The organism is Kitasatospora sp. NPDC050463 (assembly GCF_040655255.1).
Classification (GTDB): domain Bacteria; phylum Actinomycetota; class Actinomycetes; order Streptomycetales; family Streptomycetaceae; genus Kitasatospora.
In genome coordinates, this window is record NZ_JBFAJO010000071.1 from 1 (window position 1) to 23405 (window position 23405).

Below are 23405 nucleotides of genomic sequence, written 5' to 3' on the forward strand. Positions count from 1 at the left end.
GCTGTTGAGTTCTCAAGGAACGGACACTTCCTTCGGACCGCCTTCCAGCGGGCCCTCCGGGCGCTTCGTTCTTTCGTGTTCCCAGCTTATCAGATCCTCGCGGCCGTTCTTACCGGCGCTTGTTTCTCCGAATTCCCGCTGGGGGGATTTCCTTCGACTTCGCTCCGAAGCTTATCAAAGCTTTCGGTGTGCTCAGTTCCGGGGGTTTACCTCGTCAAGGGCGCGCACTTCGTGAAATGCGATCGCCCTAATTCGGCGGTGTCGTAGACACTAACGCCTCGGACCGGATGTTGTCCAACCGGTCCCAACCGTTGAAACCTACTAGCCCGTTCTTGCCACGTCAATGGGTTGACCGGGATGCGAGAAGACTAGCAGGTCAGAAGGCTGTCGATCACATCGGCTCAGGCCGCGACCGGCTGGAGGTCCGCCCGATCGGCGGCGTCCAGGTCGCCGGTCTCCCCGCCCGCGGCGGCCTTCCGGCCCAGGACGAGGGCGTAGAGCAGGAACGCGACCTCGGCCACCACGCCGATCGCGATGCGGGCCCAGGTGGGCAGACCGGAGGGGGTCACGAAGGCCTCCAGAACCCCCGAGACCGCCAGCACCGTCGCCAGGCCGATGGCCATGCCGATGATGCTCCGGCCCTGTTCGGCGAGGGCCGTCCCCCGGGTCCGCGGACCGGGGTCGATGATCGTCCACCCCAGGCGCAGACCCAGACCGCCGGCCACGAAGACGGCGGTCAGTTCCAGCAGACCGTGCGGAATGAGCAGACCGAGGAAGACGTCGAGCCGGCCGGCCGAGGCCATCAGCCCGACCCCGAGGCCGAGGTTGAGGACGTTGCTCCACATCACGAAGAGCACGGGGATGCCCAGCGCGATACCGAACAGCAGGCACTGCACGGCGATCCAGGCGTTGTTCGTCCAGACCTGGGCCGCGAACGAGCTCGCGGGACGGTCGGAGTAGTAGGCCTCGTACTCACCACCGGGCCGGGTCATCTCGCGGAGCGTCTCCGGTGTGGCCAGGCTGTTCCGGACCTCCGGGTGGGTGGCCACCCACCAGGCGATCACGGCGGTGGCCAGCAGGGAGAGGACGGCGACCGGCAGCCACCAGCGGCGCGAGCGGTACAGCGCGGCCGGGAAGCTCACGGTGTAGTAGCGCGCGACGTCCCGCCAGCCGCTGGTGCGGGTGCCCGTGACCGCGTCGCGGGCCCGGGAGACCAGGCTGGTGAGGCGGCCCTCCAGCGTGGGGTCGGGCGCGGCGGCCTGGACCTTGGCCAGGTGACCGGTGACGCGCTGGTAGAGGGTGACCAGCTCGTCCGCCTCCTCGCCGGTGAGCCGGCGGTTCCTGGCGAGGGCGTCCAGCCGTGCCCACTCCCCCTGGTGGGTGGCGACGAAGACGTCCAGGTCCATGCGGCAGCTCCATGGTCGGCGCGGGGCGCGGGCAGGCGGGTGCGGACAAGTGGGCCCAGCATGCCAGGGGGAGACGGCACGTGGGCCGCCGGGACCTCCCTTCCCGAGCGGGTCGGCGGCCCCGTATGTTGACGACTGCAGATCACGGGGTCGTGGGGGCCGATCCGACGGACGCCACTCCCCGCGGACCGCGGACCATGAACCACCGACGGGAACGGACGGGTGTCTTGAGCGACCTGGTGACGGGTGAGGCGGTCGTCCTCGGCCTGCGGGCGGCGAAGCTTCCGAGCCGGGCGCTGGCCACCGGGCTGGACCTGCTCGTGCAGGGCGCCGCGCTGGGGGTGACGTCCCTGGTGCTGAGCTTCGCCCTCGTCGACCTCGACGGTGCGGCCCTCGCCGCCCTCATGCTCGGGCTTGTGGTGTTCTTCCTGGTGGCCCTGCCCGTCATGGTCGAGACCCTCACCCGCGGGCGCTCGCTCGGGAAGGCCGCACTCGGCCTGCGGGTGGTGCGCAGCGACGGCGGGCCGGTGCGGTTCCGGCACTCGCTGGTGCGCGGGCTGGTCGGCTTCTTCGAGATCATCGTGCTGAGCGGCGTGCCGGCGGCGATCTGCTCGGCGGTGTCGTCGGACGGCAAGCGGCTGGGTGACGTCTTCGCGGGGACCCTGGTGGTCCGCGAGCGCGTGCCGGGCGCCGGTGGCGCGGCCAACGCGCTGCCGCCGGTCCACCCGCAGCTGCTGCGGACGATCGGCGGCGAGCTGGTCGCGCTGGACCTCTCCGCCGTACCGGAGCCGCTCTGGCTGGCGATCCGCCAGCTGCTCGGCCGGATCGGCCAGCTGGACCCGGCGGTGGCGCACCAGATGTCCGCCCGGCTCGCCGACGACCTCGCCGCCCGCACCGGCCATGCCGTCCCGTACGGGCTGCACCCGGCGGCGTACCTCGGCGCGGTGCTGACCGAGCGCCAGCGGCGGGAGTGGACCAGGGCCCAGGGCTACGGTCAGCAGTTCCAGCCGCACCCCCACCTCCAGGCCCAGCCCCTGCCACCGGTCCCGGGCGCGCCGACCCCGGCAACGCCGGCACCCGCCGCACCGACGCCGGCACCGCCGGCGGCACCCACCGCTCCGGCGCAGCCGGCTCCTCCCGCCCCACAGCCGGCCCCCGGCACCGGATTCGCCCCACCCGCCTGATCCCGCCCCCGGCGCCCCGGCACCCACCGGCGCGCCGCGGCCCGGCCGGGAGGCCCGCTACCGGCCGTCGAACTCGACGGGCCAGGCGTTCGGCGGCGACTCCAGCTCCTCCAGCTCCACCCCGGCGGCGGCCAGCACCACGTCCCCGGCCAGGTGCACCACCTGCTGCTCGCCCGTCTCCAGGTCGGCCACCTGGTAGCGCTCGACAAGCAGCGGCCCCGAGTCCGTCGCGTGCGTCTCCACGCCCTCCAGCAGCCAGCCCTGGTCGAAGGTGCGCGGCGCCAGCACCGGCTCGGTGAACGCGACCAGCCGCACCTTGGCACTCGCCCCCTCCCGCAGCCGCAGCAGCCGGGCGGTGGCGACCAGGAAGGCCGGCGAGCGTCCGGCGAAGCCGTGGGCCCGGTCGTGGCCCTCCACCGCGTGCTCCCCCGCCGGATCTGCCGCGTCGGTGCGCACCCAGGCCACCCCGTCGACCGCCCCACCCCGGACCTGCCAGCCGCCCGCCCGCAGCTCCGCCCGAAGCGGCCGCGCCCGCGAGTCCAGCGTCAGGTCGACGGTGCCGAGCACCTGCCCCTCGGGCCCGTACGTCTTGGAGACGTACCGCCAGCCGGCCGGGCCGGGCGCGCAGCTGAACCGCTCCTCGCCGAGCAGGAGGTGGTGGTGGGTGTCGTGGAGCGAATACCGGCCGTTGGGCATGCCCGAAAGCCTACGTGGACGATCACGGCCGTCCGGCATGCAACGTTCGGCCCGGGGGCCCGCATTAGGAGGGTGGACGGCGCCGATCGGCGCCGCCGGTACGAGGGAAGGGGGGCAGGGATGGCGAAGACGGCACGCGAAGCGGAGTTCACCGCGTACGTGGCCTCCAGGAGCGGCTGGCTGCGCAAGGTCGCCTACTTGCTGTGCGGGGACTGGCACCGTGCGGACGACCTGGTCCAGGAGAGCATCACCAAGCTCTACGTGAACTGGCCACGGGCCGGACGGGTCGAGAACGTCGACGGCTACGCCCGCAAGGTGCTGGTCAACACGTTCCTCGCCGAGCAGCGATCATCCTGGTGGCGCCGGACGACGCGCACCGGCGTCGAGCCGGACACGGAGAGCGTGAGCGTCGACCTCGACGCCTCCCTCGACCTGCGGAAGGCGCTGGCCGCCCTGCCGCCGCGCCAGCGGGCCACCGTGGTGCTCCGTTACTACTGCGATCTGACGATCGACCAGGCCGCCGAGGCGCTGGGCTGCTCGTCCGGCAACGTCAAGAGCCAGACCTCGCGCGGCCTGGAGGCGCTCCGCACCACCCTCGCCGTCCGCCCCACCACCGCAGAGAGGACGTCATGACGAACAACGAGCACCGCAACCTCACGGGGCGGCTGAACTCACTCGCCGACGAACCCGCTCCGCCGTCCGCCGTCGACACCGGCTGGGCCGTCGTCCGCGGCCGGGTGCGGCTGCGCCGCCGTCGCCGGGCCGCGTTCGGAGCGGCGGCAGCGGTGACGGCGGCGGTCCTGACCGGTTCGCTGCTGATCCAGCCGTCCGGCGACACCGCCACGCCCGGGGCACCGGCCGCACCCGTCGCCGCGAGCTCCGCCCCGTCCTCGTCCGCCTCGTCCGCCCCGTCCGCGGGCACGGACCCGTTCTTCACCGAGGCGCGGTTCGGCTGGCTGCCGGAGTGGGCGAGGGGCGAGGGCGGCATCGGCTACGGCTACGCCGACGCGCTGGGGTCGGACCACACGTCCGCCAAGGTGTGGACCAGGGGACAGTCGACGGCGAACCTCTCGCTGGCGCTCGCCCCGGGGACCGCCGAGCCCCCGCACGTCGGGCAGCACACGGTGCCGGCCCCCGCGGTCGACGGGCGTTCTGCCTACTGGCTGGTCTCCGACAACCCGCTGCCGGTCGACCCGCTGAGCCTGCGCTGGCTGACGGCCTCGGGCCGGTGGGCGCAGCTGGACGCCTACTCGCCGAAGGAGGCGAAGCCCGAGGAGATGCTGCTGCGGGTCGCGGCCGACGCCCGGTTCGGGCGGACGGACCTCCCGTTGCCGGTCCGCCTGACGGGGCTGCCGGCCGCGTTCAAGGTGACGGCCGTGTCGTTGCTGCGCCCGTCGGCCGTCATCGACGAGCCCTGGCGTGTCAGCCTGGTGCTCACCGCCGAGAAGCGGCAGGTCCACCTCATGGTCCAGCCGGAGGGCGCCGAGCCCGCGATCGCTCCACCGGGCACCGACCCACGCGCGTGCGAGGTCGAGAAGGGCGTGCGGATCTGCGCGTCGACCGCTCCCGGGCCGAACCCGGCGCTGGAGGCGATCGGCGGGCTCCCCGGGGTGCTGTCGATGACCGGGGCCGTGGGCGCGGACGAGAGCACCTGGACGACCGACGTCCTGCGCTGACCGCGCCCTGGGACGGCCGTGGCCGGCACCCCGTGACGGGGTGCCGGCCACGGCCGTGTCACCGGATCAGTAGCGGTACTGGTCCGCCTTGTACGGGCCCTCGACCGGGACGCCGATGTAGTCGGCCTGGTCCTTGGTCAGGGTGGTCAGCTTCACGCCCAGCGCGTCGAGGTGCAGGCGGGCGACCTTCTCGTCCAGGTGCTTCGGCAGCACGTAGACGCCGATCGGGTACTGCTCGGTCTTCGTGAACAGCTCGATCTGCGCGATCGTCTGGTTGGCGAAGGAGTTGGACATCACGAACGACGGGTGGCCGGTCGCGTTGCCCAGGTTCAGCAGGCGGCCCTCGGAGAGGACGATGATGGTGCGGCCGTCCTCCTTGCGCCACTCGTGGACCTGCGGCTTGACCTCGGTCTTCACGACACCCGGCAGCTGGGCCAGGCCGGCCATGTCGATCTCGTTGTCGAAGTGGCCGATGTTGCCGACGATGGCCTGGTGCTTCATCCGGGCCATGTGCGAGGCCATGATGATGTCCTTGTTGCCGGTCGTCGTGATGAAGATGTCGGCCGTCTCGACGACATCGTCCAGGGTCGCGACCTGGTAGCCGTCCATCGCCGCCTGCAGCGCGCAGATCGGGTCGATCTCGGTGACGATGACGCGGGCGCCCTGGCCGCGCAGCGACTCGGCGCAGCCCTTGCCCACGTCGCCGTAGCCGGCGACGACGGCGACCTTGCCGCCGATCAGTACGTCGGTGGCACGGTTGATGCCGTCGATCAGCGAGTGGCGGCAGCCGTACTTGTTGTCGAACTTCGACTTGGTGACCGAGTCGTTGACGTTGATCGCCGGGAACAGCAGGGTGCCGTCGCGGTGCATCTCGTACAGACGGTGGACACCGGTGGTGGTCTCCTCGGTCACGCCCTTGATGGTGGCGGCGACCTCGGTCCACTTGTTCGGGGTCTCGACCAGGGTGCGGTTGAGCAGCTCCAGGATGATCCGGAACTCGTCGTTGTCCGCGGTCGACGGGTCCGGCGCGGCGCCGGCCTTCTCGAACTCGACGCCCTTGTGGATCAGCAGGGTGGCGTCACCGCCGTCGTCCAGGATCATGTTGGGGGTCTGGCCGTTCGGCCAGGTCAGCGCCTGCTCGGTGCACCACCAGTACTCGTCCAGCGTCTCGCCCTTCCAGGCGAAGACCGGCACGCCCTGCGGGTTCTCCGGGGTGCCCTCCGGGCCGACCGCGATGGCGGCGGCGGCGTGGTCCTGGGTGGAGAAGATGTTGCAGGAGCACCAGCGGACCTCGGCACCGAGGGCGGTGAGGGTCTCGATCAGCACGGCGGTCTGCACGGTCATGTGCAGCGAGCCGGTGATCCGCGCACCGGCCAGCGGCTGCGACGCGGCGTACTCCGCACGGATGGACATCAGGCCGGGCATCTCGTGCTCGGCCAGCTGGATCTCCTTGCGCCCGAACGGCGCCAGGGAAAGGTCGGCGACCTTGAAGTCACCGGTGATGTCGGTCGACATGCGTCTGCTCCTCGCTGATGGGGTGGGGCATGGCCAAGGTCCTGGGTGTGCGTCGCGGCACGGCGGAGGCCGCACGGGTGCGCGGCAACGCCGGGGCCACCGGACCCACCGGGGGCCGGCTCCCTGCTGCTCAGCACAAACCGTCGGAGGACCTCTCTCCCTCGACCGGCACACGCCCGCAGGGGACGGGCCACCGATCGACCGCCATCAGCAGCGACGTTCTGGCTCTGGGGACGAATCTACACCGGCGGCCCCGGAGGGCGGCTCGGTATGACCGTTTTTCGGCCTGCGGCCGCCGGATCCGACGGCCCGGCGGCTGCCTTCGGTCCCGCACGGGTGAACCGCCGAACGGGTGAGCACCGGCCTGGGGGCGGCGGCGCTCAGTGCGCGGCCGGGGCCGGTCCGCCGGGCGTGGCGTACGGGTCGTCGCCCTGCGCCTCCTTCTCGGCGCTGTACACGTCGGGCTCCAGGTAGATGGCGCGGGCGATCGGGACGGCCCGGCGGACGCGGGTCTCGGCGTTGTCGATGGCCTGCGCCACCTGCGCCGCGGTGTCCTCCGCGTTGACCGCGATCTTGGCGGCCACCAGCAACTCCTCCGGGCCGAGGTGCAGGGTCCGCATGTGGATCACGCGGGTGACGGAGTCGTGGTCGACCAGGGCGTCGCGGATCTCGGCCACCACCTCCTCGTGCGCGGACTCGCCGATCAGCAGCGACCGGGTCTCCAGGACCAGCACGATCGCGATGGCGATCAGCAGCACGCCGATCGACAGGGTGCCGATGCCGTCCCAGACGCCGTCCCCGGTGATCGCGGTCAGGCCGACGCCGAACAGTGCCAGCACCAGTCCGATCAGCGCGCCGGTGTCCTCCAGCAGGACGACCGGGAGCTCCGGCGCCTTGGCCCGGCGGATGTAGGCGGGCCAGCCGTGCCCGCCCTTGTCCTTGACGGCCTCGCCGTAGGCGGTGTGGAAGGACCAGGCCTCCAGCCCGATGGCCAGGACCAGCACGCCGATCGGCCAGTACCAGTTGTCCAGCTCGTGCGGGTGGGCGATCTTCTCGTAGCCCTCGTAGAGGGCGAACATGCCACCGACGCTGAACAGCACGATGGAGACCAGGAAGGCGTAGATGTAGCGCTCGCGCCCGTAGCCGAACGGGTGCTCGGCGGTGGCCGCGCGCTGTGAGCGCTTGCCGCCGACCAGCAGCAGCACCTGGTTGCCGGAGTCGGCCAGCGAGTGGACGCCCTCGGCCAGCATGGAGGAGGAGCCGGAGAACGCGAAGGCCACGAACTTGCCGACCGCGATGCCCAGGTTCGCGGCCAGCGCCGCGACCAGGGCCTTGGTACCGCCTTCGGTGCTCATGCTCGGATGGATCCCTCCGCCGGGGGCCGTTCACGCAGCCCGCGCTCTGCTCTGTCGAGTTCTGCCTCGGTCGAGTGCCGTCGAGCGCATACGGTACCGGGCCGCCGCGCCGCGACTCAGGACTGCGCGGCGAGCCCCAGGTAGACGGCGGCGAAGTCGGTCAGCGCGATCAGGTCGGCCAGGGCGTGCAGCGGGTCGGACCGGGTGCTGGCGTACTCGGTGAGCCGGACGTCGTGGGCGGCCGCCAGCCGGTGCGCCCGGGTGGCCGGGTAGCCGCGCGGGCGCTCGTCGTCGGCCTGCACCTCGACCGGCCCCGGGTCGTCCTCGCCGGCGGCGGCGCCGCCCGGGAGGTGCCGCAGCACCAGCACCTGGAGGTGCAGCGGGTCCGGCTCGTCGACCCGGTCGCGGAAGAAGTCGTCGGGGTCGGCGCCCGCGCCGAGCTGACCGGCGAACATGCCGCGGTGCGCGGTCAGGACGTGCGGCAGCAGCCCGGCCGGCGCCGGCCGGCCGGCCCGCTCGGCGAGCTGGGCGGTGAACCGGGCCGCGGCCGCCCCCGCCACCGGTCCCTCGGCCCAGAGCAGCGGCACGGTGCCGGCCAGCCGGGCGGCCAGGCTCTTGGCGGGGTTGGTGTAGGCGGCGGCGTCCGGCCGGCAGCGCACGGCGGCCGCGTCCAGCAGGTCGGCGGTGGTGACCGGCGCGTCGTACGGCAGCTGGGTGACCCCGAGCTTCTGGGCCAGTGCGAGCAGCGGGGCGAGGTGGGCCCAGAGCGCGGCCGGGTCCTCGGCCGGGAGGTCCGGCTCGGCGGCCGGCCCGGCCGGGGGCGTGCCGTCGTCGGGCAGGTTCGACGGCACGTACGGCAGCGGCAGCGCGCGCACCTGGAGGGCGGCCTCGGCCAGCCGGCTGCCGGCGGGGGCGGTGACGACGATGGCGCAGCCGCGCGCGTAGGCCTGTTCGGCGAGGGCGATCAGGCCCTGCTCGCCGCCGTCCGCGGAGCTGATCACCAACAGGTCGAGCGGGCCGGCCCAGCCGGGCAGCTGCCAGGCCAGCCCGGCGGTGAAGACCGGCGGCGCGACGGCCCGGTCGGTGCGCGGCACGGGCACCGCGTCGGTGGGCGGCAGCACCGCGATCAGGCTGGCGGTGCCGGCCAGGGCGGCGAGGATCTCGCCCGCCGTCAGCGCGCTGCCGTGGCCGGCCACCAGGACGGCGCGCGGGCGGCCGTCGGGGCGCAGCCGGTCGAGGCCGGCCGCGTCGGCGAGCCGCAGCGCGGTGCGGACCCGGGCGCCGGCGCCGGCCAGGGCCAGCAGGGCACGGTCGTGGTCGGCGCGCTGGAGGGCGGCCGGGTCGTCGAGCAGGGTGTCGTCGAGCATGCGGCGGGCCTCCGGCTGCTGGCTGGGCGCTGCGGGCTGCGAGGGCGGGTGCGGGTCCGCGCCCGTGCGGGTCTTGGCCCCAAGGATCAGGCCGGGCGGCGGGCCTCGTCCACCAGCAGGACCGGAATACCGTCGCGGACGGGGTAGGCGAGGCCGCAGCCCTCACCGGTGCAGAGCAGCTCGGGGTGCTCCTCGCTGCCGCCTTCGGTGAGCGCGGCCCGGCACTGCGGGCAGACCAGGATCTCCAGCAGGAAGGATTCGAGCTTCATGGGGTGTCGGGCTCCAGATCTCGGGGGTGGCACGGCGGTGCCCCGGCCAGGAGGAAACCCTACCGGCCGGGGCACAGGCGGCGTGCGTCAGGCGCGTGCCTCGGGGCGCCCGCGGGGGGCGTACCTCCGGGCGGGTCAGCCGCGGACGATGGCGAGCACGCCGTCGCGCAGCTCCGCCATCCGCGCCGGGTCCTTGGCCTCGACGTTGAGGCGCAGCAGCGGCTCGGTGTTGGAGGCCCGCAGGTTGAACCACCAGTCGGGCCCGGCCACGGTGAGGCCGTCCAGCTCGTCCACGGTGGTGCCCTCCAGGCCGGCGTACGCGGCGCGGACGGCGGCGGAGCGGTCGGCCTGGTCGGCGACGGTGCTGTTGATCTCGCCGGAGGCGGCGTAGCGGTCGTACTCGGCGGTGAGCGCGGAGAGCGTGCCGTCCTGCCCGCCGAGGGCGGCCAGCACGTGCAGCGCGGCCAGCATGCCGGTGTCGGCGCGCCAGAAGTCGCGGAAGTAGTAGTGCGCGGAGTGCTCGCCGCCGAAGATCGCGTCGGTGACGGCCATCTCCTGCTTGATGAAGGAGTGGCCGACCCGGGTGCGGACCGGCTTGCCGCCGAGCTCCCGGACCACCTCGGGGACGGTCCAGGAGGTGATCAGGTTGTGGATGACGGTCGGCTCGTCCTCGCCGGCGGCCCTGGCCCGGGCGATCTCGCGGGCCGCGACCAGGGCGGTGATGGCGGACGGCGAGACCGGCTCGCCGCGCTCGTCGACGACGAAGCAGCGGTCGGCGTCGCCGTCGAAGGCGAGGCCGAGGTCGGCGCCGACCTCGCGGACCTTGGCCTGCAGGTCGACGATGTTCTTCGGGTCGAGCGGGTTTGCCTCGTGGTTGGGGAAGGTGCCGTCCAGCTCGAAGTACATCGGGACGAGCTCGATCGGCAGGCCGTCGAAGACGGTCGGCACGGTGTGGCCGCCCATCCCGTTGCCGGCGTCGACGGCGACCTTGAGCGGGCGGATCGCGGTCAGGTCGACCAGGCCGAGCAGGTGGTCGGCGTAGCCGCGCAGGGTGTCCTGGGCGGACAGCGAGCCGGGCTCGACCTCCCGCACGGGCACGGTGACGGTGTCGTCCTCGCCGGTCCAGGACTCGACCAGCTCGCGGATGTCCGCGAGGCCGGTGTCCTGGCCGACCGGGGCGGCGCCGGCGCGGCAGAGCTTGATGCCGTTGTACTGCGCCGGGTTGTGGCTGGCGGTGAACATCGCGCCGGGCAGGTCGAGCCGGCCACTGGCGTAGTACAGCTGGTCGGTCGAGCAGAGGCCGATCTCGACCACGTCGGCGCCGTACGCCGCGGCGCCCTCGGCGAAGGCCCGGCTCAGCGACGGGGAGGACGGCCGCATGTCGTGGCCGATCACGATCGCGGACGCTCCGGTGACCTGCACGAACGCGGCGCCGAAGGCGCGCGCGAGGCTCTCGTCCCACTGGTCCGGGACGACGCCTCGAACGTCGTACGCCTTCACGAGCTGCTTGAGGTCGCGCACTGCGGCTCCACCCTGGTCTCTGTCTGATCGATGTGCTTCCGGGGGCGGCTGGCCACCCCCGGGTCACGATATGTCGGGGCACCGCGCCGTTGGGCAGGCGGTAGACGGGCAGCGTACCGGGGTCGGACGAACGCTCCGAGCGCGGTGCGGGCGGGACCGACCGTCAGTTGTCGGGCGAGCGCAGCACGCGCAGATGGCCGCGGCGGCCCGCCTCGGTGGACTCGCCCTCGGGGCCGCGGCCCTGACGGGGGGTCTGCGGGCGGGCGGCCTCGCGGACGGCGTTGGCGAGCGCTTCGAGGTCGTCACTGCTGCGGCGCAGCGGGCCGGCCTCGGCGGCGAGTCGGACGACCTCCCAGCCGCGCGGGGCGGTGAGGCGCTCGGCGTGCTCGGCGCACAGGTCGTAGCAGTGCGGCTCGGCGTAGGTCGCGAGCGGGCCGAGGACGGCGGTGGAGTCCGCGTAGACGTACGTCAGCGTCGCGACGGCCGGTCGGCCGCACGCGGTCCGCGAACAACGACGTACAGAGCTCACGAGGGTGGACGGTACCGCACTCCTCGCCGGGGAGCGAAGACCGCCTGTCCGCAGGGCGTGCCGTGTCGCGGTCCGCGCGCCTCGAACGCCCCCTCGCCACGCTCGGCGGGCGCTCCGCGCGACGCGCCCCCCGCGCCGACCCGCCCGCTCGTGCGTGCACCCGCCGCCCCGGGCGATTCGCCGACGGGGTGGTCCACTTCCGACCGTCCAAGGACTACCCTCGGCAGTGATATGGACAGCTCTGCACCGCAGTCATCGACGGGACCTTCGCGCCGCCCGCGCCACCGCGACCGGCACGGCAGGGGTCTGCGCGGCCCGCTGGCGCCTCCGCAGGTGCCGATCTCGCTCACCCGCTCCGAGTTGTTCGACGACTACGTGCGCGAGTCGGTGGAGCGTCTTGAACGGCGTTGGCCGCAGTTGATCGAAGTGGAGTTCGCCGTCCAGGAGGTCCCGCTGCACGAGGCGCAGGGCCCGGACGCGGACGGCGGGGTGCCGCTGGGGCAGGTGTCGCCGGGCCGGCAGGGGCGCAAGAGCCAGATCGTCGTGTACCGCCGGCCGGTGGAGATCCGGGCGAAGTCGCGGGAGGACCGCGCGGCCCTGGTGCACGAGATCCTGATCGAGCAGGTGGCGGAGCTGCTGGGGCTGTCCCCGGACGCCATCGATCCGCGCTACGACGAGGAATGACGCGACGCCGGAGGGGCGGTACCCGGGTACCGCCCCTCCGGCACGGCGTCAGCGGAGCACGACCTCCGGGTCCTGGGCGGCCCGCGGGACCTTGACGCTGCTGCGGTCGTCGCGCAGCGCCTGGACGGTGAACATCGGCACGTCCTTGCTCGTGATCGCCAGCATCCGGGCGGCCACCACCGGGCCGCCCGAGACGGTCTCCACGGTCAGCGCGAAGCTTCCGTTCAGCCCGGTGGGCTCGGGGGCCGGGAACGCGACCGTGCCGCCGGCCGGCAGCTGGACGTCCTTGGTGGCCGGGGTTCCGCCGCCGCTGCCGGCCGAGGCGGTGACCCTGACCGTGGCGGCCTCACCGGTGGAGGTGAGGAAGAGCGTGGACGGGCCGCCGCCGCGGTTGTCGGCCACGGTGGCGCGGGCACCGACCGGGGCGGCACCCGCCAGCCATGCCGCGTCGGACTTGCCGTTCGGGCCGACGCGGTCGACCCGCAGGCCGACCACCACCGGGGTGGGGTGCTTGTCGTCGCTGGGCGAGAGCCGCAGGCCGGCCACCTCGTCGCGGGTGACCTTGCCGAGGTCGACGGCGGCCACCAGACCGGCCTTGACGTGGATGGACTCGTTGCCCGCCGGGGTGAACCAGCCGTTCTTGCCGGAGAGCTCGATCTTGAGGTCGGCGTCGTCCTCCGGCGGGGCCCAGACCACCAGGTGGGCGGCCGCGGTGTCGGCGGGCAGACCGGGGAGCACCTGGGTGGGTGCCGGGTCGGCCGAGGCGGGCACCCAGTCGGCGCCCTTGGCGCCGTCGGCGGCGTGCACGGCGGCACCCACCCGGCCGGTACGGGCGACGACGTGCACGGCGAGGTCGGCGACCGGGCCCTTGCTGATGGTGGGCAGCAGGACGGACTGCGAACTGCCGGGAGCGACGGTGATGCCGTTGGCGGCGTCGTTCTCGATCAGGCCCTTGTCGCCGTACAGCTTGATGTCGACCACGGCGGCGGTGGCTTCGGTGTTGACCAGGCTGACGTAGTCGGCGCGGTCGCCCGCGGTGCCGGCGCCGGCGAACCAGAAGCTGGTACCGGCCGGGGTGCAGGTGAGGCCGGAGAGGCCCTGACCGCGCTGTTCGGTGACGGTGGTGGTCTGGGTGACGGTGAAGCCGGGCGCGAGGGCACCGGTGGCGACGGCCCCGGTGCCGGGGGCGGTGTCCCCGTTGGCGGCGGGGGCGACCACGGGGGTGCCGGGCTTGGTCAGGTTCAGCCGGGCGTCGGAGGGCGCGCCGCCCTTGTCCGCGGCGGGCGCGCCGGAGGCGGCGGGTGCCGGGGCCGGCGGTGCGGGCGCTGCCGGGGCCGCGGCCGGCGCGGTGGCGGGCGCCGCGGCGTCGGCCACCCAGCCGGCCCCGCCGGCGGCGTCAGCACCGGTGCCGGGCGGGGTGTAGGCGGTGACGGTGGTCGAGCCGGTCAGGCCCTGCAGCGGCTGCGGGCAGACCGCGGCGGTCCGCTCGACCTGCGCCGAGGCCGCCGCGCCGCCCTGGTCCGCGCCGGCCGGGGCGGCCGGCGGGCGCAGCTCGGCGACCCCGAACACCACGGCGAGCACCGCGGCCGCGGCCAGCAGCGACTGGGTCGTCTTCGTCCCTCCGGACGACCCCGTGGGGCCGGTCGGGCCGGACGCGGTCTCGTCCGGCGCACCGGCGCCGGGCCGGACCTCGGGCTTCTTCGAGAAAGCGGGCTTCTTCATCGCGGGTCAGCTCCCCGATCCGTGGTGGTGCGGGTACCGGCTCGGCCCGTTGGGGTTGTTGGGATCGTTCGGGTCGTACTGGGGCTCGCCCTGCGGCTGCCCCGGCACCCACGGCTGCTGCCCGTCCTGTTGGTAGGGGTCGTAGCCGTACTGCTGGTCCTGCTGGTACTGCTCGTAGCCCGGCTGGCCGCCCTGCGGGTAGGCCGGCGGCTGGTACCCGTCGGAGCCGTACTCCTGGCCGCCGTACGGCGCGGCGACCGGCTGCTGGGCCGGGTAGGAGCCGTAGCTGTACGGGTCGGCCTGCTGGTAGGTCTGGTACGGGTCGGCGTACGGCTCGGCCTCCTGGACGGCCGCGGCCGCCCGGACCGCCTCGACCGGCTGCTCGCCGACGGGCTGCTGCGGGACCGCGCCCGGGCGGCCCTCGTACACGCCGCCGCCGCCGTCCCCGTCACCGCCCTCGCCGCCCTCGCCGCGTTCGGCCATCCGGCGGGCCCGGCGGCTGCCGGGGGCGGGCGCCTGCGCCTGGGCGGCGGCGGCCAGCGCGGCGGCGGCGACCACCTCCTCGGGCAGGTCGTCGTCCTTGTGGCTGCGGCGGCCGGGCAGGGCCAGCACCAGGACGGTCAGGCCGAGCAGCAGCTGGGCCCAGATCCACCCGGTGTGCAGCGGACTGCCCTCCCGGGTGACCACCAGCTTGCCTGCGCCGGCCGGGAGCTTGAAGCCCTGCGCCCAGCCGTCGACGGTGGTGGCCTCCAGCGCGGCGCCGTCCAGGGTGGCCTTCCACTCGGGGGCGGCGGCCTCGGCGAGACGCAGCACCCGGCCCTCGGAGCCGGCCGCGACGGTGGTGTCGATGTCGCGCTCACCGGCCGGGACCACCACCGGGGTGGTGCCGGGGGCGGTGATCAGGGCGCGGGTCGCCGGGGTGCCGTTGACCTGCCAGAGCGCGGCGCCGCCGTCCTGGTTGGCCTTGACCAGGCCGGGGGTGGTGTCCAGGACGTCCTTGAAGACGCCGATCAGCGGCCGATCGACCAGTACGTAGGCGATGCCGTAGCCGGACAGGGCCGCGGCCTGGTCGGCGCCGGAGCCGGCCAGCAGGCTGCCGACCACCCGGTTCAGGCCGTCGGTGGTGCCGGTGGCCGGGTCGACGGTGGACTCGGCCTGCCCGAGCGTCAGACCGGCGCCGCGCACGAGGGTGTAGCGGACCGATCCGCCCTTCGGGTCGCCGGTGACGACCAGGGTGCGGGCGCGGTCGGTGGTACCGGCCTCCTCGGCGATGAAGGCGGGCACCTGGGCGGCCGGGGCCCGGTGCAGCGGGCCGTCGGCGCCGGTGACGGCCCACCAGACGCCGGTGCCCAGCGGGGCGAGCACCGCGGCGGCCACCACCAGGGCGGCGACCGGCTGGCGCCAGCCGAAGGCGATGCCGGCGACGCGGGCGTTGGCGCCGTCGGCGCCGATCGCGGCGGCGGCCAGCAGGGCGATGCCGGCGAGCAGGGAGGCCGGGCCGGCCCACGCGGGAACGGCCGGGCCGCCGGAGGCGGGGGTCACCGAGATGCCCGCGACCACGACCGCGAAGACCAGGCCGGCGCCGGCGGCGCCCCAGGCGGCGAGCACCGCGCGGCGGCGGTCGGCGCGCAGCAGGGCGGCCAGCGCGGCGAGCACCACGCCCGCCGACAGCCAGACCGGCGGCACTCCGGCGCCGCCCGGGTTGACCAGGAGCAGTCCGAACCCGCTCGCGCCGCCACCGTGCAGGCCGGGCAGGCCGGCCTCCAGCAGCAGCCGCTGGGGGTGCGAGAGCACCTGCAGCGACCAGGGCGCGAGCACCAGCACGGGGGCGGCGAGGATCACCAGCACGCGCAGCCCGAGCAGGCGCAGCGCGGCGCCGCCGGAGCCGAACGCCCCGCCGCGCACCACGGCCGCGGCGAGCACGGCCAGGCAGAGCGGTACCGCCAGTGCCCACGCCAGCGGCACGAAGGCGGTGGCGAGGGTGAGCAGCAGAACCGTCATCCAGACCGGGCGCCAACCCGGTCGGGCGCCCTTGGCGGCGCTCTCGGCGCGGATGCCGAGGCCGGCGGAGATCGCGGCCGCGCGGGCCAGCGGCGGCAGCAGGACCGCCAGGACGGCGGTGCCGATCCGGCCCTGGGCGAGCGCGCCGGTGGCCGCGGGCAGCAGGGCGTAGGTGGCGCTGGCCCAGGCGCGGACCAGCTTGGAGTCGAGCAGCGGCCGGGAGACCAGGTAGGCGCTGACGGCGGCGAGCGGCACCGCGAGGACGACCAGCAGGGTGACCGCGAGGTCGGCGTGGTCGAACAGCGCCCAGGAGAACACCGACAGCACGGCGAGGTAGGGCGGCGCGGCCGCGGTGGAGCCGGTGCCGACGGGGTGCCAGGCGTCCGCGTACATCGACCAGAGGCCGCCGGCGCCGTCGGCGGCGGGCAGCAGGGCGCCGCCGAAGAGGTCGCCGGCGCCGAACAGGCTGCGACAGGCGGCCAGGGCGAAGACCAGCAGGGCGGCGAACAGGACCGGCGCGGGGCGCCGGGCCAGCTTCTTGATCAGCGCGAACTGCTCGACGACCAGGTCCTCGGAGTCCTCGTCGCCCGGGCCGGCCTCGACCGAGCCGTGCCGGCCGGCCCCGGAGTCGTCGCCGCCCCCTATGCCGAGCGAGCCGATCACGCCTTCGACGGCGAGCCGGGCGGTCGCTCCGGGCGCCGGGAAGAGCGTGCGGTCGTCCAGGGCGTCGGCGGCGCGCCGGCGGGCCCGGCGTTTGCGGGCGGCCAGCAGCCGGGGCAGCCGGACCAGCTCGTGGCCGAGGCCGGCGAGTTCGTCGAAGGCCTGCTTCGGGTCCTTGCCGAGCAGGTTGGTGACCACCCGCAGCAGGGTGCCGAGCACCAGCCGCAGCAGGACGTACGGGAAGAGCACGCCCTTGGAGTTGGCGAGCAGGGTGTAGACGGCGCCGGCCTTGTCCAGCCGGTGCGGGTGGGAGGGGCCGCAGTCGATCGCGCGGCGCTCGCGGCTGGCCGCCTCGGCGTGCCGCAGCACGGCGTCGGGTGCGACCACGACGCGGTGGCCGGCGGCGTTGACCCGCCAGCAGAAGTCGGTGTCGTCGCGCATCAGCGGCAGCGCCCGGTCGAAGCCGCCGAGCTCCTCGAAGACGTCGCGGCGGACCAGCATGCCGGCGGTGGAGACGGCCAGCACCGGGCGGACCTGGTCGTGCTGGCCCTGGTCCTGCTCGCGGCGGTCGAGGCCGGTCCAGCGGCGGCCGGAGCGGGCGATGCTGACGCCCACCTCCAGCAGCTGGCGACGGTCGTACCAGCTGCGCAGCTTGGGGCCGACGACGGCGGCGCTGGGGGTCGAGTCGGCGACCTGGAGCAGGCGGCGCAGCGCGTCGGTCTGCGGCTCGCAGTCGTCGTGCAGCAGCCAGATCCACTCGACCGGCTGGGTCTCGCGGGGGCCGTCGCGACCGAGGTCGTCCTCGTGGCCGAGCGGGTCGCCGAAGTCGTCCCAGCCGCCGGTGACCGGGTCGTAGCCGGACGGGTCGAGCCGGTAGGGGAGGTCCTCGGGGCGCAGCTGCGGGCTGTTGAAGACCGCCTCGCCGACGGCGGTGCCGAAGCCGGTCCGGCGGCCGAGGACGATCGGGCCGCTCTCGGGGAGCCAGTCGGCGAGGGTGTCGGCGAGCAGCTGCGGGGAGCTGTCGGTCGAGCCGGTGTCGACGGCGAGCACCCGCTGGACCTGGCGGTCCTGGCCGAGCAGGCCGGCGAGGGCCTGCGGCAGCCAGCGGGCCCCGTCGTGCGAGACGATCACGGCGGTGACCAGGTGGCGCGGATAGGCGGGCGGCCTGGCAGCGGTGAAGCCGCTCTGGTGGCTGTAGACGGTCATCGAGTGCGCGGGCCCCAGTTCTCGGTGGACACAGCCGGTGAACGGCAACCGGATGGCGCACCACACTAACGGCTCCAGGTGGCGCCGCCGTCCGCGGGCCGTGGAGAGGCCGTGCGCACCGGGCGGCGCAAGGGCCCGGGAACACGGAAGCGCCCCACCATCGCGGTGAGGCGCCCGTCGAGCTGTGCGATTGTCGAACGGTCAGCAGGGTCAGGGGCCGACCCGGTCAGACCGCGCTCTTCTTGAGTCGACGGCGCTCGCGCTCGGAGAGACCGCCCCAGATGCCGAACCGCTCGTCGTTGGCGAGGGCGTACTCCAGGCACTCGGAGCGGACCTCGCAGGCGAGGCAGACCTTCTTGGCCTCGCGGGTGGAGCCGCCCTTCTCGGGGAAGAAGGACTCGGGGTCGGTCTGGGCGCACAGCGCGCGCTCCTGCCAACCGAGTTCTTCTTCCTCCTCCTCGATGCCGTCACCGATCAACAGCTCAAAGAGCTCGCTCATGTGGCGCGCCTCCTCTGCCCCTATTTGGCGTCCCCGTGGTTGCCGTGGCCTCGTGCGGCTGACGACACGAGTGAAATTACAGTTGCGTCACTCTGGCCCAGTCAAGCCGAGCTCTGGTATTGGGGCCAGGATTCACTCCCCGGCACCAAGCCGTTACGAATAGTGTACATATTCGGACACATCGGACTAATAGTCCGGATCCCGTCGAACCCTTCGCAACCAGCCACCGTGTGACGCGCAGTCATCGTCACAGGTCGGTCATCGGCCTGCCTTCCCGGCGATCTTCCCATCGAAACATAGAGGGTGATTTATCACCCCATCGGGTAGTTCATGGCCTATCCCGCCCGAATGCCCCGGCTCTGGAGTTGACACCGCACCGCCGGATGCGGTCTCCTTTCCCTCATGTCAGAGTTCACCAGCCCCCGGAGCGGTTCCACGCTCCGCCGTGCCGTGAACTCTTGTTGTCGCCTCTGTTCCTGTATCTAGGCGCCCGCAGTCCCACCGCGCGCCGCCCAGGAAGCACAGAGGCCGCCCGCGATTCCCGCCCCAGGACATCCCGGATCCGGCTGATCCCTGTCGAACCAGCCGTACTCCGAGGACGACTCCCGTGCGCATGAACCGCATCCGCAAGCGGAACCGCGACCGCAACAAGCTCGCCCGCCGTGGCCTGACGCCCACCGCCCCTCCCCCGGCACCCGCCCACCCCGCCCGCCGCTGGGCCGACGGCCTGAGCGACGTCTCCATCGCCGGCGACCCGCTGGCCTTCCCGCACCTGGCCCGCACCGACCTGCCTGGCCACCCCACCACCGTCGCAGGCCACGCCCGGCTGGTCCGCGAGATCGCCGCCGACCGGGCCCGCTGGGAGCCGCTGGTCCGCTACGACGCGCTCACCCGCTGGTACGCGCGACTGGAGACCGGCCCCGGCTACGAGGTCTGGCTGCTCAGCTGGCTGCCCGGCCAGAGCAGCGGCTTCCACGACCACGGCGTCTCCTCCGGGGTGATGACCGTCGTCGAGGGCGAACTGATCGAGCGCTCCCTCACGCAGACCGGTGAGAGCGCCCGCACGCTGCGCCCGGGCCGGCAGCGGGTGTTCTCCTCCGGCTACCTGCACGAGGTGGTCAACGGCGCGCTGGAACCCGCCGTCTCCATCCACCTGTACACGCCGGGCCTGACCGAGATGAACCAGTACGGCAGCACCACCGTCCCCGAGCAGCACCCGCAGGAGCAGGCCGAGGCCCACTGACGACAGGCGGCGGCGGGCCCGGCGAAGCGGGCTGACGGCCAGTCGGGCCGTGGCAGGATGGGCGCATGCGCATCGTGGCACTGGCAGGCGGAATCGGCGGAGCGCGCTTCCTGCGCGGACTCAAGGAGGCCCTCGGCCCGCAGGACGAGATCACCGTCATCGGCAACACCGGTGACGACATCCACCTCTACGGCCTGAAGGTCTGCCCCGACCTCGACACGGTGATGTACACCCTCGGCGGCGGCATCCACGAGGAGCAGGGCTGGGGCCGGACCGACGAGACCTGGTCGATCAAGGCCGAGATGAAGGAGTACGGCGTCGGGCCCGAGTGGTTCGGGCTCGGCGACCGCGACTTCGCCACCCACCTCGTCCGCAGCCAGATGCTCATCGCGGGGTACACCCTCAGCCAGGTCACCGAGGCGCTCTGCGTGCGCTGGCAGCCGGGCGTACGGCTGCTGCCGATGAGTGACGACCGGGTCGAGACGCACGTGCGGATCACGGACGGGGACGGCACCCGGGCGATCCACTTCCAGGAGTACTGGGTCCGGCTGCACGCCGCCGTCGACGCCGAGGCGATCGTCCCGGTCGGTGCGGACACCGCCAAGCCCGCGCCCGGCGTGCTGGAGGCCCTCGCGGCCGCCGACGTCATCCTGTTCCCGCCGTCCAACCCGGTGGTCTCGATCGGCACCATCCTCGCCGTGCCCGGCATCCGGGCCGCGGTGGCAGCCGCCCAGGCGCCGGTGGTCGGGCTCTCCCCGATCATCGGCGGGGCGCCGGTGCGCGGCATGGCCGACAAGGTGCTGGCCGCCGTCGGCGTCGAGGCGACCGCGGAGGCGGTCGCCCTGAACTACGGCGCCGACCTCCTCGACGGCTGGCTGGTGGACACCGCCGACGAGGCCTCGGTCGCCGCGGTCGAGGCCGGCGGCATCGCCTGCCGGGCCGTACCGCTGCTGATGACGGACGTCGCCGCCACCGCCGAGATGGCCCGGGCCGCACTGGAGCTCGCCGAGCGGGTGCGGGCGTGACCCTGCAGATCCTGCCCGTCACGGGCCTGCCGGAGATCGACGCCGACTCCGACCTCGCCGCGCTGATCGCCAAGGCCGCGACCTACCGGGACGGCGACGTCCTGGTCGTCACCTCGAAGATCGTCAGCAAGGCGGAGGGGCGGGTGCTGCGGGCCACCGACCGCGAGGCCGCGATCGACGCCGAGACCGTCCGGGTGGTCGCCCGGCGCGGCCCGGTCCGGATCGTCGAGAACCGCAACGGCCTGGTGATGGCCGCCGCCGGGGTGGACGCCTCCAACACCGCCCCCGGCACCGTGCTGCTGCTGCCCGAGGACCCGGACGCCTCCGCCCGCGCGCTGCGGGTCCGCCTCCAGCAGCTCACCGGGCTCCGGCTGGCCGTCGTCCTCACCGACACCTTCGGCCGGCCCTGGCGCAACGGCCTCACCGACGTCGCGATCGGCGCCGCCGGACTGCCCGCGCTGGAGGACCACCGCGGTCGCACGGACAGCCACGGCAACGAGCTGGCGATGACCGTCACCGCCACCGCCGACGAACTCGCCGCCGCCGCCGACCTGGTCAAGGGCAAGGCCACCGGCACCCCGGTCGCCGTGGTCCGCGGCCTCGGCCACCTGGTCACCGCCGAGGACGGCGAGGGCGCCCGGCCGCTGGTGCGCGCCTCCGCCGACGACATGTTCCGGCTGGGCACCTCCGAGGCGCTCCGACAGGCCGTCACCCTGCGGCGCACCATCCGCGCGTTCACCCCCGAACCGGTCGACCCGGGCGCCGTCCGCCGCGCCGTCGACGCCGCCGTCACCGCGCCCGCCCCGCACCACACCACCCCCTGGCGGTTCGTCCTGCTGGAGTCGGCCGAGGTCCGCACCCGGCTGCTGGACGCGATGCTCGCCGCCTGGCAGCGCGACCTGCGCGAGCTCGACGGCTGGGACGACGCGCGGATCGCCCGGCGGACCGCCCGCGGCGACGTCCTGCGCGACGCGCCCTACCTGGTCGTCCCGTGCCTGGTGACGGACGGCTCGCACGACTACCCGGACGCGCGCCGCGCCGCCGCCGAGCGCGAGATGTTCACCGTCGCCATCGGCGCCGCCGTACAGAACCTGCTGGTCACCCTGGCCGGCGAGGGCTACGGCACGGCCTGGGTCTCCTCCACGATGTTCTGCCGCGACACCGTCCGCGCGGCACTGGACCTGCCGGCCGGCTGGGACCCGATGGGCGCCGTCGCGGTCGGCCGCCCGGCCGAACCGCCTCGCGAACGCCCGGCCCGCAGCGCGGCCGCCTTCGTCGAGGTGCGGTAGGGGTCTACCGGCGGCACAGGTCACGACGGTCGCCGACGGGCGTCCACCTCGACGTGTACACCGTCGGCACCCTTCCTCACCGCCCCCGGTGGTCGTTGGGGGTCAGGCGGGGGCCGTAGCGCGGGGCCCGGGCGCCGGCCGCCAGCAGCAGGCGGCAGAGCCGGTACCGGTGCGGGCGGTAGGGCTCCAGGAGGTCCAGCATCTGCGCGTCGTCGCTGCGGGGGCGGCCGGCCAGGGCCCAGCCGACCAGGTTGGGGAGGTGGTAGTCGCCGACCGAGACCGCGTCCGGGTCGCCGTTGCTGCGCTGAAGGGTCTCGGCGGCCGTCCAGACCCCGATGCCGGGGACGGCGGTGAGGCGGGCGAACGCGTCGGCGTGGTCCATCGCCGAGGCCTCCTCCAGCCGGGCGGCCAGCCGGACGGCACGCACCACGGTGGCGGAGCGCTTCGGGTCCACGCCCGCGCGGTGCCACTCCCAGCCGGGGAGCAGCGCCCACTCACGGGCCGACGGCGCCACCCGCATGCCCTCGGCCGGGCCGGGTGCCGGGGTGCCGAAGTCGCGCAGCAGGATCCGCCAGGCCCGGTACGCCTCGTCGGTGGTGACCTTCTGCTCCAGGATCGCGGGCACCAGCGACTCCAGCACCAGCCCGGTCCGGGTGAGCCGGACGCCGGCCGCCTGCCGCTGGGCCTCCCGCAGCGGGCCGGGCGGCAGCACCAGGCCGGCCGGGTCGTCGCCGGCGCCGAGCAGCGCGGGCAGCCGCTCCAGCAGCCAGCCCGCCCCGGGCCCCCAGGCGCGTGCCTCGACCTCGCCGTCGGCCGGTCGGGCCAGCACCCGCAGCGTGCCGACGCCGGCCGGGGTGCGGGAGGCCCGCCAGACCCCGCCGTCGCCGGTGGTCCGGTAGGCCGGGTCGGCCGGGCCGCGCCGCAGGGGCAGCAGGGTGCGGGGCACGTCGAGCGGGTAGCCCGGGCGCCAGCGGCGCTCCTGCGCGCCCCCAGCCTCGTCCGTCACCGTCGTGCGCCTCCTCCGCTGTCCGGCTCCACCGCCTTCGCCGACCATGGGGGTATGAACGATACGCGGCAGCCGGAGCTGTCCTCCTCGGACGAGGGCGCGGTGCGGGCGCTCTACCACCGGGCACTGGACGGCTGGAACCTGCGGGACGGTGCGGCGTGCGCCGGGCCGTTCGCCGAGGACGGGGAGATGATCGGATTCGACGGGACCAGGTACGCCGGGCGGTCGGTGATCGCCGCCGAACTGGGGCGGATCTTCACTCACCACGCCACCCCGGAGTACGTCGCCAGGGTTCGGCGGGTCCGGGCGCTCGGCCCGGGGGTGGCCGAGCTGGACGCCGTGGCGGGCCTGGTGCCGGACGACGCCGAGGACCTCGATCCGGAGCTCAACGCCCTACAGACGGTGATCGCCGTCAACGCGGGCGCGGGCTGGCGGATCGCCCTGCTGCAGAACACCCCGGCCCGGTACGACCTGCGGCCGGACCTCGCGCGGGCGCTGACCGCCGAGCTGCGGGCGCTGGTCCCCCAGGGACCCGGACCGGTCTAGACCAGA

Annotated in this window: 20 protein-coding genes; 8 read left to right on the plus strand and 12 right to left on the minus strand. The window is 74.3% G+C overall.

Annotated features, from left to right (window positions below):
* Positions 1-401 precede the first annotated feature (401 nt).
* A complete protein-coding gene (locus AB0J08_RS32300; protein ID WP_360641412.1) occupies positions 402-1406 on the minus strand; it encodes a stage II sporulation protein M in 1005 nt (334 codons plus the stop codon).
* A 227-nt stretch (positions 1407-1633) separates the two neighbouring features.
* On the opposite strand from AB0J08_RS32300, the gene AB0J08_RS32305 reads away from it, so the two are divergent.
* Positions 1634-2590 (plus strand): RDD family protein, encoded by a 957-nt coding sequence (locus AB0J08_RS32305; protein WP_360641413.1) that lies wholly within the window; start codon positions 1634-1636, stop codon positions 2588-2590.
* A gap of 57 nt (positions 2591-2647) precedes the next feature.
* Here the strand turns inward: AB0J08_RS32305 and AB0J08_RS32310 are convergent, their stop codons facing one another.
* Positions 2648-3286: a hypothetical protein gene (locus AB0J08_RS32310; RefSeq protein ID WP_360641414.1), complete on the minus strand. Its 639-nt coding sequence runs from the start codon at positions 3284-3286 to the stop codon at positions 2648-2650.
* 120 nt (positions 3287-3406) lie between these two features.
* On the opposite strand from AB0J08_RS32310, the gene AB0J08_RS32315 reads away from it, so the two are divergent.
* Both AB0J08_RS32315 and AB0J08_RS32320 read left to right on the plus strand, forming a co-directional pair.
* Positions 3407-3919, plus strand: a complete 513-nt coding sequence (locus AB0J08_RS32315; protein ID WP_360641415.1) for a SigE family RNA polymerase sigma factor — start codon at positions 3407-3409, stop codon at positions 3917-3919.
* Entirely contained in the window at positions 3916-4962 is a 1047-nt protein-coding gene (locus tag AB0J08_RS32320) for a hypothetical protein (protein ID WP_360641416.1), read from the plus strand. Before AB0J08_RS32315 ends, AB0J08_RS32320 begins: the two co-directional genes overlap by 4 nt.
* A gap of 66 nt (positions 4963-5028) precedes the next feature.
* On the opposite strand, the gene ahcY is transcribed toward AB0J08_RS32320, so the two are convergent.
* The 6 genes from ahcY to AB0J08_RS32350 form a co-directional block, all read right to left on the minus strand.
* Positions 5029-6477 (minus strand): adenosylhomocysteinase, encoded by a 1449-nt coding sequence (ahcY, locus tag AB0J08_RS32325; RefSeq protein WP_360641417.1) that lies wholly within the window; start codon positions 6475-6477, stop codon positions 5029-5031.
* Between the two features lie 380 nt (positions 6478-6857).
* Positions 6858-7832: a cation diffusion facilitator family transporter gene (locus AB0J08_RS32330; protein ID WP_360641418.1), complete on the minus strand. Its 975-nt coding sequence runs from the start codon at positions 7830-7832 to the stop codon at positions 6858-6860.
* 116 nt (positions 7833-7948) lie between these two features.
* On the minus strand, positions 7949-9199 hold the full coding sequence (locus AB0J08_RS32335; protein WP_360641419.1) for an SIS domain-containing protein: 1251 nt from the start codon (positions 9197-9199) through the stop codon (positions 7949-7951).
* 86 nt (positions 9200-9285) lie between these two features.
* Positions 9286-9468 (minus strand): Trm112 family protein, encoded by a 183-nt coding sequence (locus AB0J08_RS32340; RefSeq protein WP_329487918.1) that lies wholly within the window; start codon positions 9466-9468, stop codon positions 9286-9288.
* Positions 9469-9603: 135 nt separating this feature from the next.
* Positions 9604-10989 (minus strand): phosphomannomutase/phosphoglucomutase, encoded by a 1386-nt coding sequence (locus tag AB0J08_RS32345; protein WP_360641420.1) that lies wholly within the window; start codon positions 10987-10989, stop codon positions 9604-9606.
* Between the two features lie 163 nt (positions 10990-11152).
* Entirely contained in the window at positions 11153-11572 is a 420-nt protein-coding gene (locus AB0J08_RS32350) for a DUF3499 domain-containing protein (RefSeq protein WP_360641446.1), read from the minus strand.
* A gap of 177 nt (positions 11573-11749) precedes the next feature.
* Here AB0J08_RS32350 and AB0J08_RS32355 point away from each other — a divergent pair, with 177 nt between their 5' ends.
* A complete protein-coding gene (locus AB0J08_RS32355) occupies positions 11750-12202 on the plus strand; it encodes a metallopeptidase family protein (RefSeq protein WP_360641421.1) in 453 nt (150 codons plus the stop codon).
* Between the two features lie 48 nt (positions 12203-12250).
* On the opposite strand, the gene AB0J08_RS32360 is transcribed toward AB0J08_RS32355, so the two are convergent.
* The 3 genes from AB0J08_RS32360 to AB0J08_RS32370 all read right to left on the minus strand — a co-directional run bounded on the left by AB0J08_RS32360 (position 12251) and on the right by AB0J08_RS32370 (position 18290).
* Entirely contained in the window at positions 12251-13924 is a 1674-nt protein-coding gene (locus AB0J08_RS32360; RefSeq protein WP_360641422.1) for a DUF5719 family protein, read from the minus strand.
* Between the two features lie 6 nt (positions 13925-13930).
* Positions 13931-17791, minus strand: a complete 3861-nt coding sequence (locus tag AB0J08_RS32365) for a glycosyltransferase family 2 protein (RefSeq protein ID WP_360641423.1) — start codon at positions 17789-17791, stop codon at positions 13931-13933.
* Between the two features lie 226 nt (positions 17792-18017).
* Positions 18018-18290, minus strand: coding sequence for a WhiB family transcriptional regulator (locus tag AB0J08_RS32370; protein WP_148644569.1), 273 nt, complete (start codon positions 18288-18290; stop codon positions 18018-18020).
* Positions 18291-18897: 607 nt separating this feature from the next.
* Here AB0J08_RS32370 and AB0J08_RS32375 point away from each other — a divergent pair.
* The 3 genes from AB0J08_RS32375 to AB0J08_RS32385 all read left to right on the plus strand — a co-directional run bounded on the left by AB0J08_RS32375 (position 18898) and on the right by AB0J08_RS32385 (position 21847).
* Positions 18898-19533 (plus strand): cysteine dioxygenase family protein, encoded by a 636-nt coding sequence (locus tag AB0J08_RS32375; protein ID WP_360641424.1) that lies wholly within the window; start codon positions 18898-18900, stop codon positions 19531-19533.
* 65 nt (positions 19534-19598) lie between these two features.
* Complete coding sequence (cofD, locus tag AB0J08_RS32380; protein ID WP_360641425.1) at positions 19599-20558, plus strand: 2-phospho-L-lactate transferase; 960 nt, start codon at positions 19599-19601, stop codon at positions 20556-20558.
* On the plus strand, positions 20555-21847 hold the full coding sequence (locus AB0J08_RS32385; protein WP_360641426.1) for a coenzyme F420-0:L-glutamate ligase: 1293 nt from the start codon (positions 20555-20557) through the stop codon (positions 21845-21847). The genes cofD and AB0J08_RS32385 overlap by 4 nt, the downstream gene beginning before the upstream one ends.
* Before the next feature lie 76 nt (positions 21848-21923).
* Here AB0J08_RS32385 and AB0J08_RS32390 read toward each other — a convergent pair whose 3' ends face one another.
* A complete protein-coding gene (locus tag AB0J08_RS32390) occupies positions 21924-22853 on the minus strand; it encodes a DNA-3-methyladenine glycosylase 2 family protein (protein WP_360641427.1) in 930 nt (309 codons plus the stop codon).
* Positions 22854-22907: 54 nt separating this feature from the next.
* Between AB0J08_RS32390 and AB0J08_RS32395 the strand changes: the two genes are divergently transcribed.
* Entirely contained in the window at positions 22908-23399 is a 492-nt protein-coding gene (locus AB0J08_RS32395) for an SgcJ/EcaC family oxidoreductase (RefSeq protein ID WP_360641428.1), read from the plus strand.
* The last annotated feature ends 6 nt before the right edge of the window (positions 23400-23405 follow it).

Excerpts from the sequence above, each read along its gene's own strand:
- AB0J08_RS32330 (WP_360641418.1), bottom strand. The coding sequence starts at position 7,832 with ATGAGCACCGAAGGCGGTACCAAGGCCCTGGTCGCGGCGCTGGCCGCG.
- AB0J08_RS32320 (WP_360641416.1), top strand. The coding sequence starts at position 3,916 with ATGACGAACAACGAGCACCGCAACCTCACGGGGCGGCTGAACTCACTC.
- AB0J08_RS32365 (WP_360641423.1), bottom strand. The coding sequence starts at position 17,791 with ATGACCGTCTACAGCCACCAGAGCGGCTTCACCGCTGCCAGGCCGCCC.
- cofD (WP_360641425.1), top strand. The coding sequence starts at position 19,599 with ATGCGCATCGTGGCACTGGCAGGCGGAATCGGCGGAGCGCGCTTCCTG.
- AB0J08_RS32355 (WP_360641421.1), top strand. The coding sequence starts at position 11,750 with ATGGACAGCTCTGCACCGCAGTCATCGACGGGACCTTCGCGCCGCCCG.
- AB0J08_RS32310 (WP_360641414.1), bottom strand. The coding sequence starts at position 3,286 with ATGCCCAACGGCCGGTATTCGCTCCACGACACCCACCACCACCTCCTG.
- AB0J08_RS32315 (WP_360641415.1), top strand. The coding sequence starts at position 3,407 with ATGGCGAAGACGGCACGCGAAGCGGAGTTCACCGCGTACGTGGCCTCC.
- AB0J08_RS32335 (WP_360641419.1), bottom strand. The coding sequence starts at position 9,199 with ATGCTCGACGACACCCTGCTCGACGACCCGGCCGCCCTCCAGCGCGCC.
- ahcY (WP_360641417.1), bottom strand. The coding sequence starts at position 6,477 with ATGTCGACCGACATCACCGGTGACTTCAAGGTCGCCGACCTTTCCCTG.
- AB0J08_RS32360 (WP_360641422.1), bottom strand. The coding sequence starts at position 13,924 with ATGAAGAAGCCCGCTTTCTCGAAGAAGCCCGAGGTCCGGCCCGGCGCC.
- AB0J08_RS32340 (WP_329487918.1), bottom strand. The coding sequence starts at position 9,468 with ATGAAGCTCGAATCCTTCCTGCTGGAGATCCTGGTCTGCCCGCAGTGC.
- AB0J08_RS32300 (WP_360641412.1), bottom strand. The coding sequence starts at position 1,406 with ATGGACCTGGACGTCTTCGTCGCCACCCACCAGGGGGAGTGGGCACGG.
- AB0J08_RS32395 (WP_360641428.1), top strand. The coding sequence starts at position 22,908 with ATGAACGATACGCGGCAGCCGGAGCTGTCCTCCTCGGACGAGGGCGCG.
- AB0J08_RS32370 (WP_148644569.1), bottom strand. The coding sequence starts at position 18,290 with ATGAGCGAGCTCTTTGAGCTGTTGATCGGTGACGGCATCGAGGAGGAG.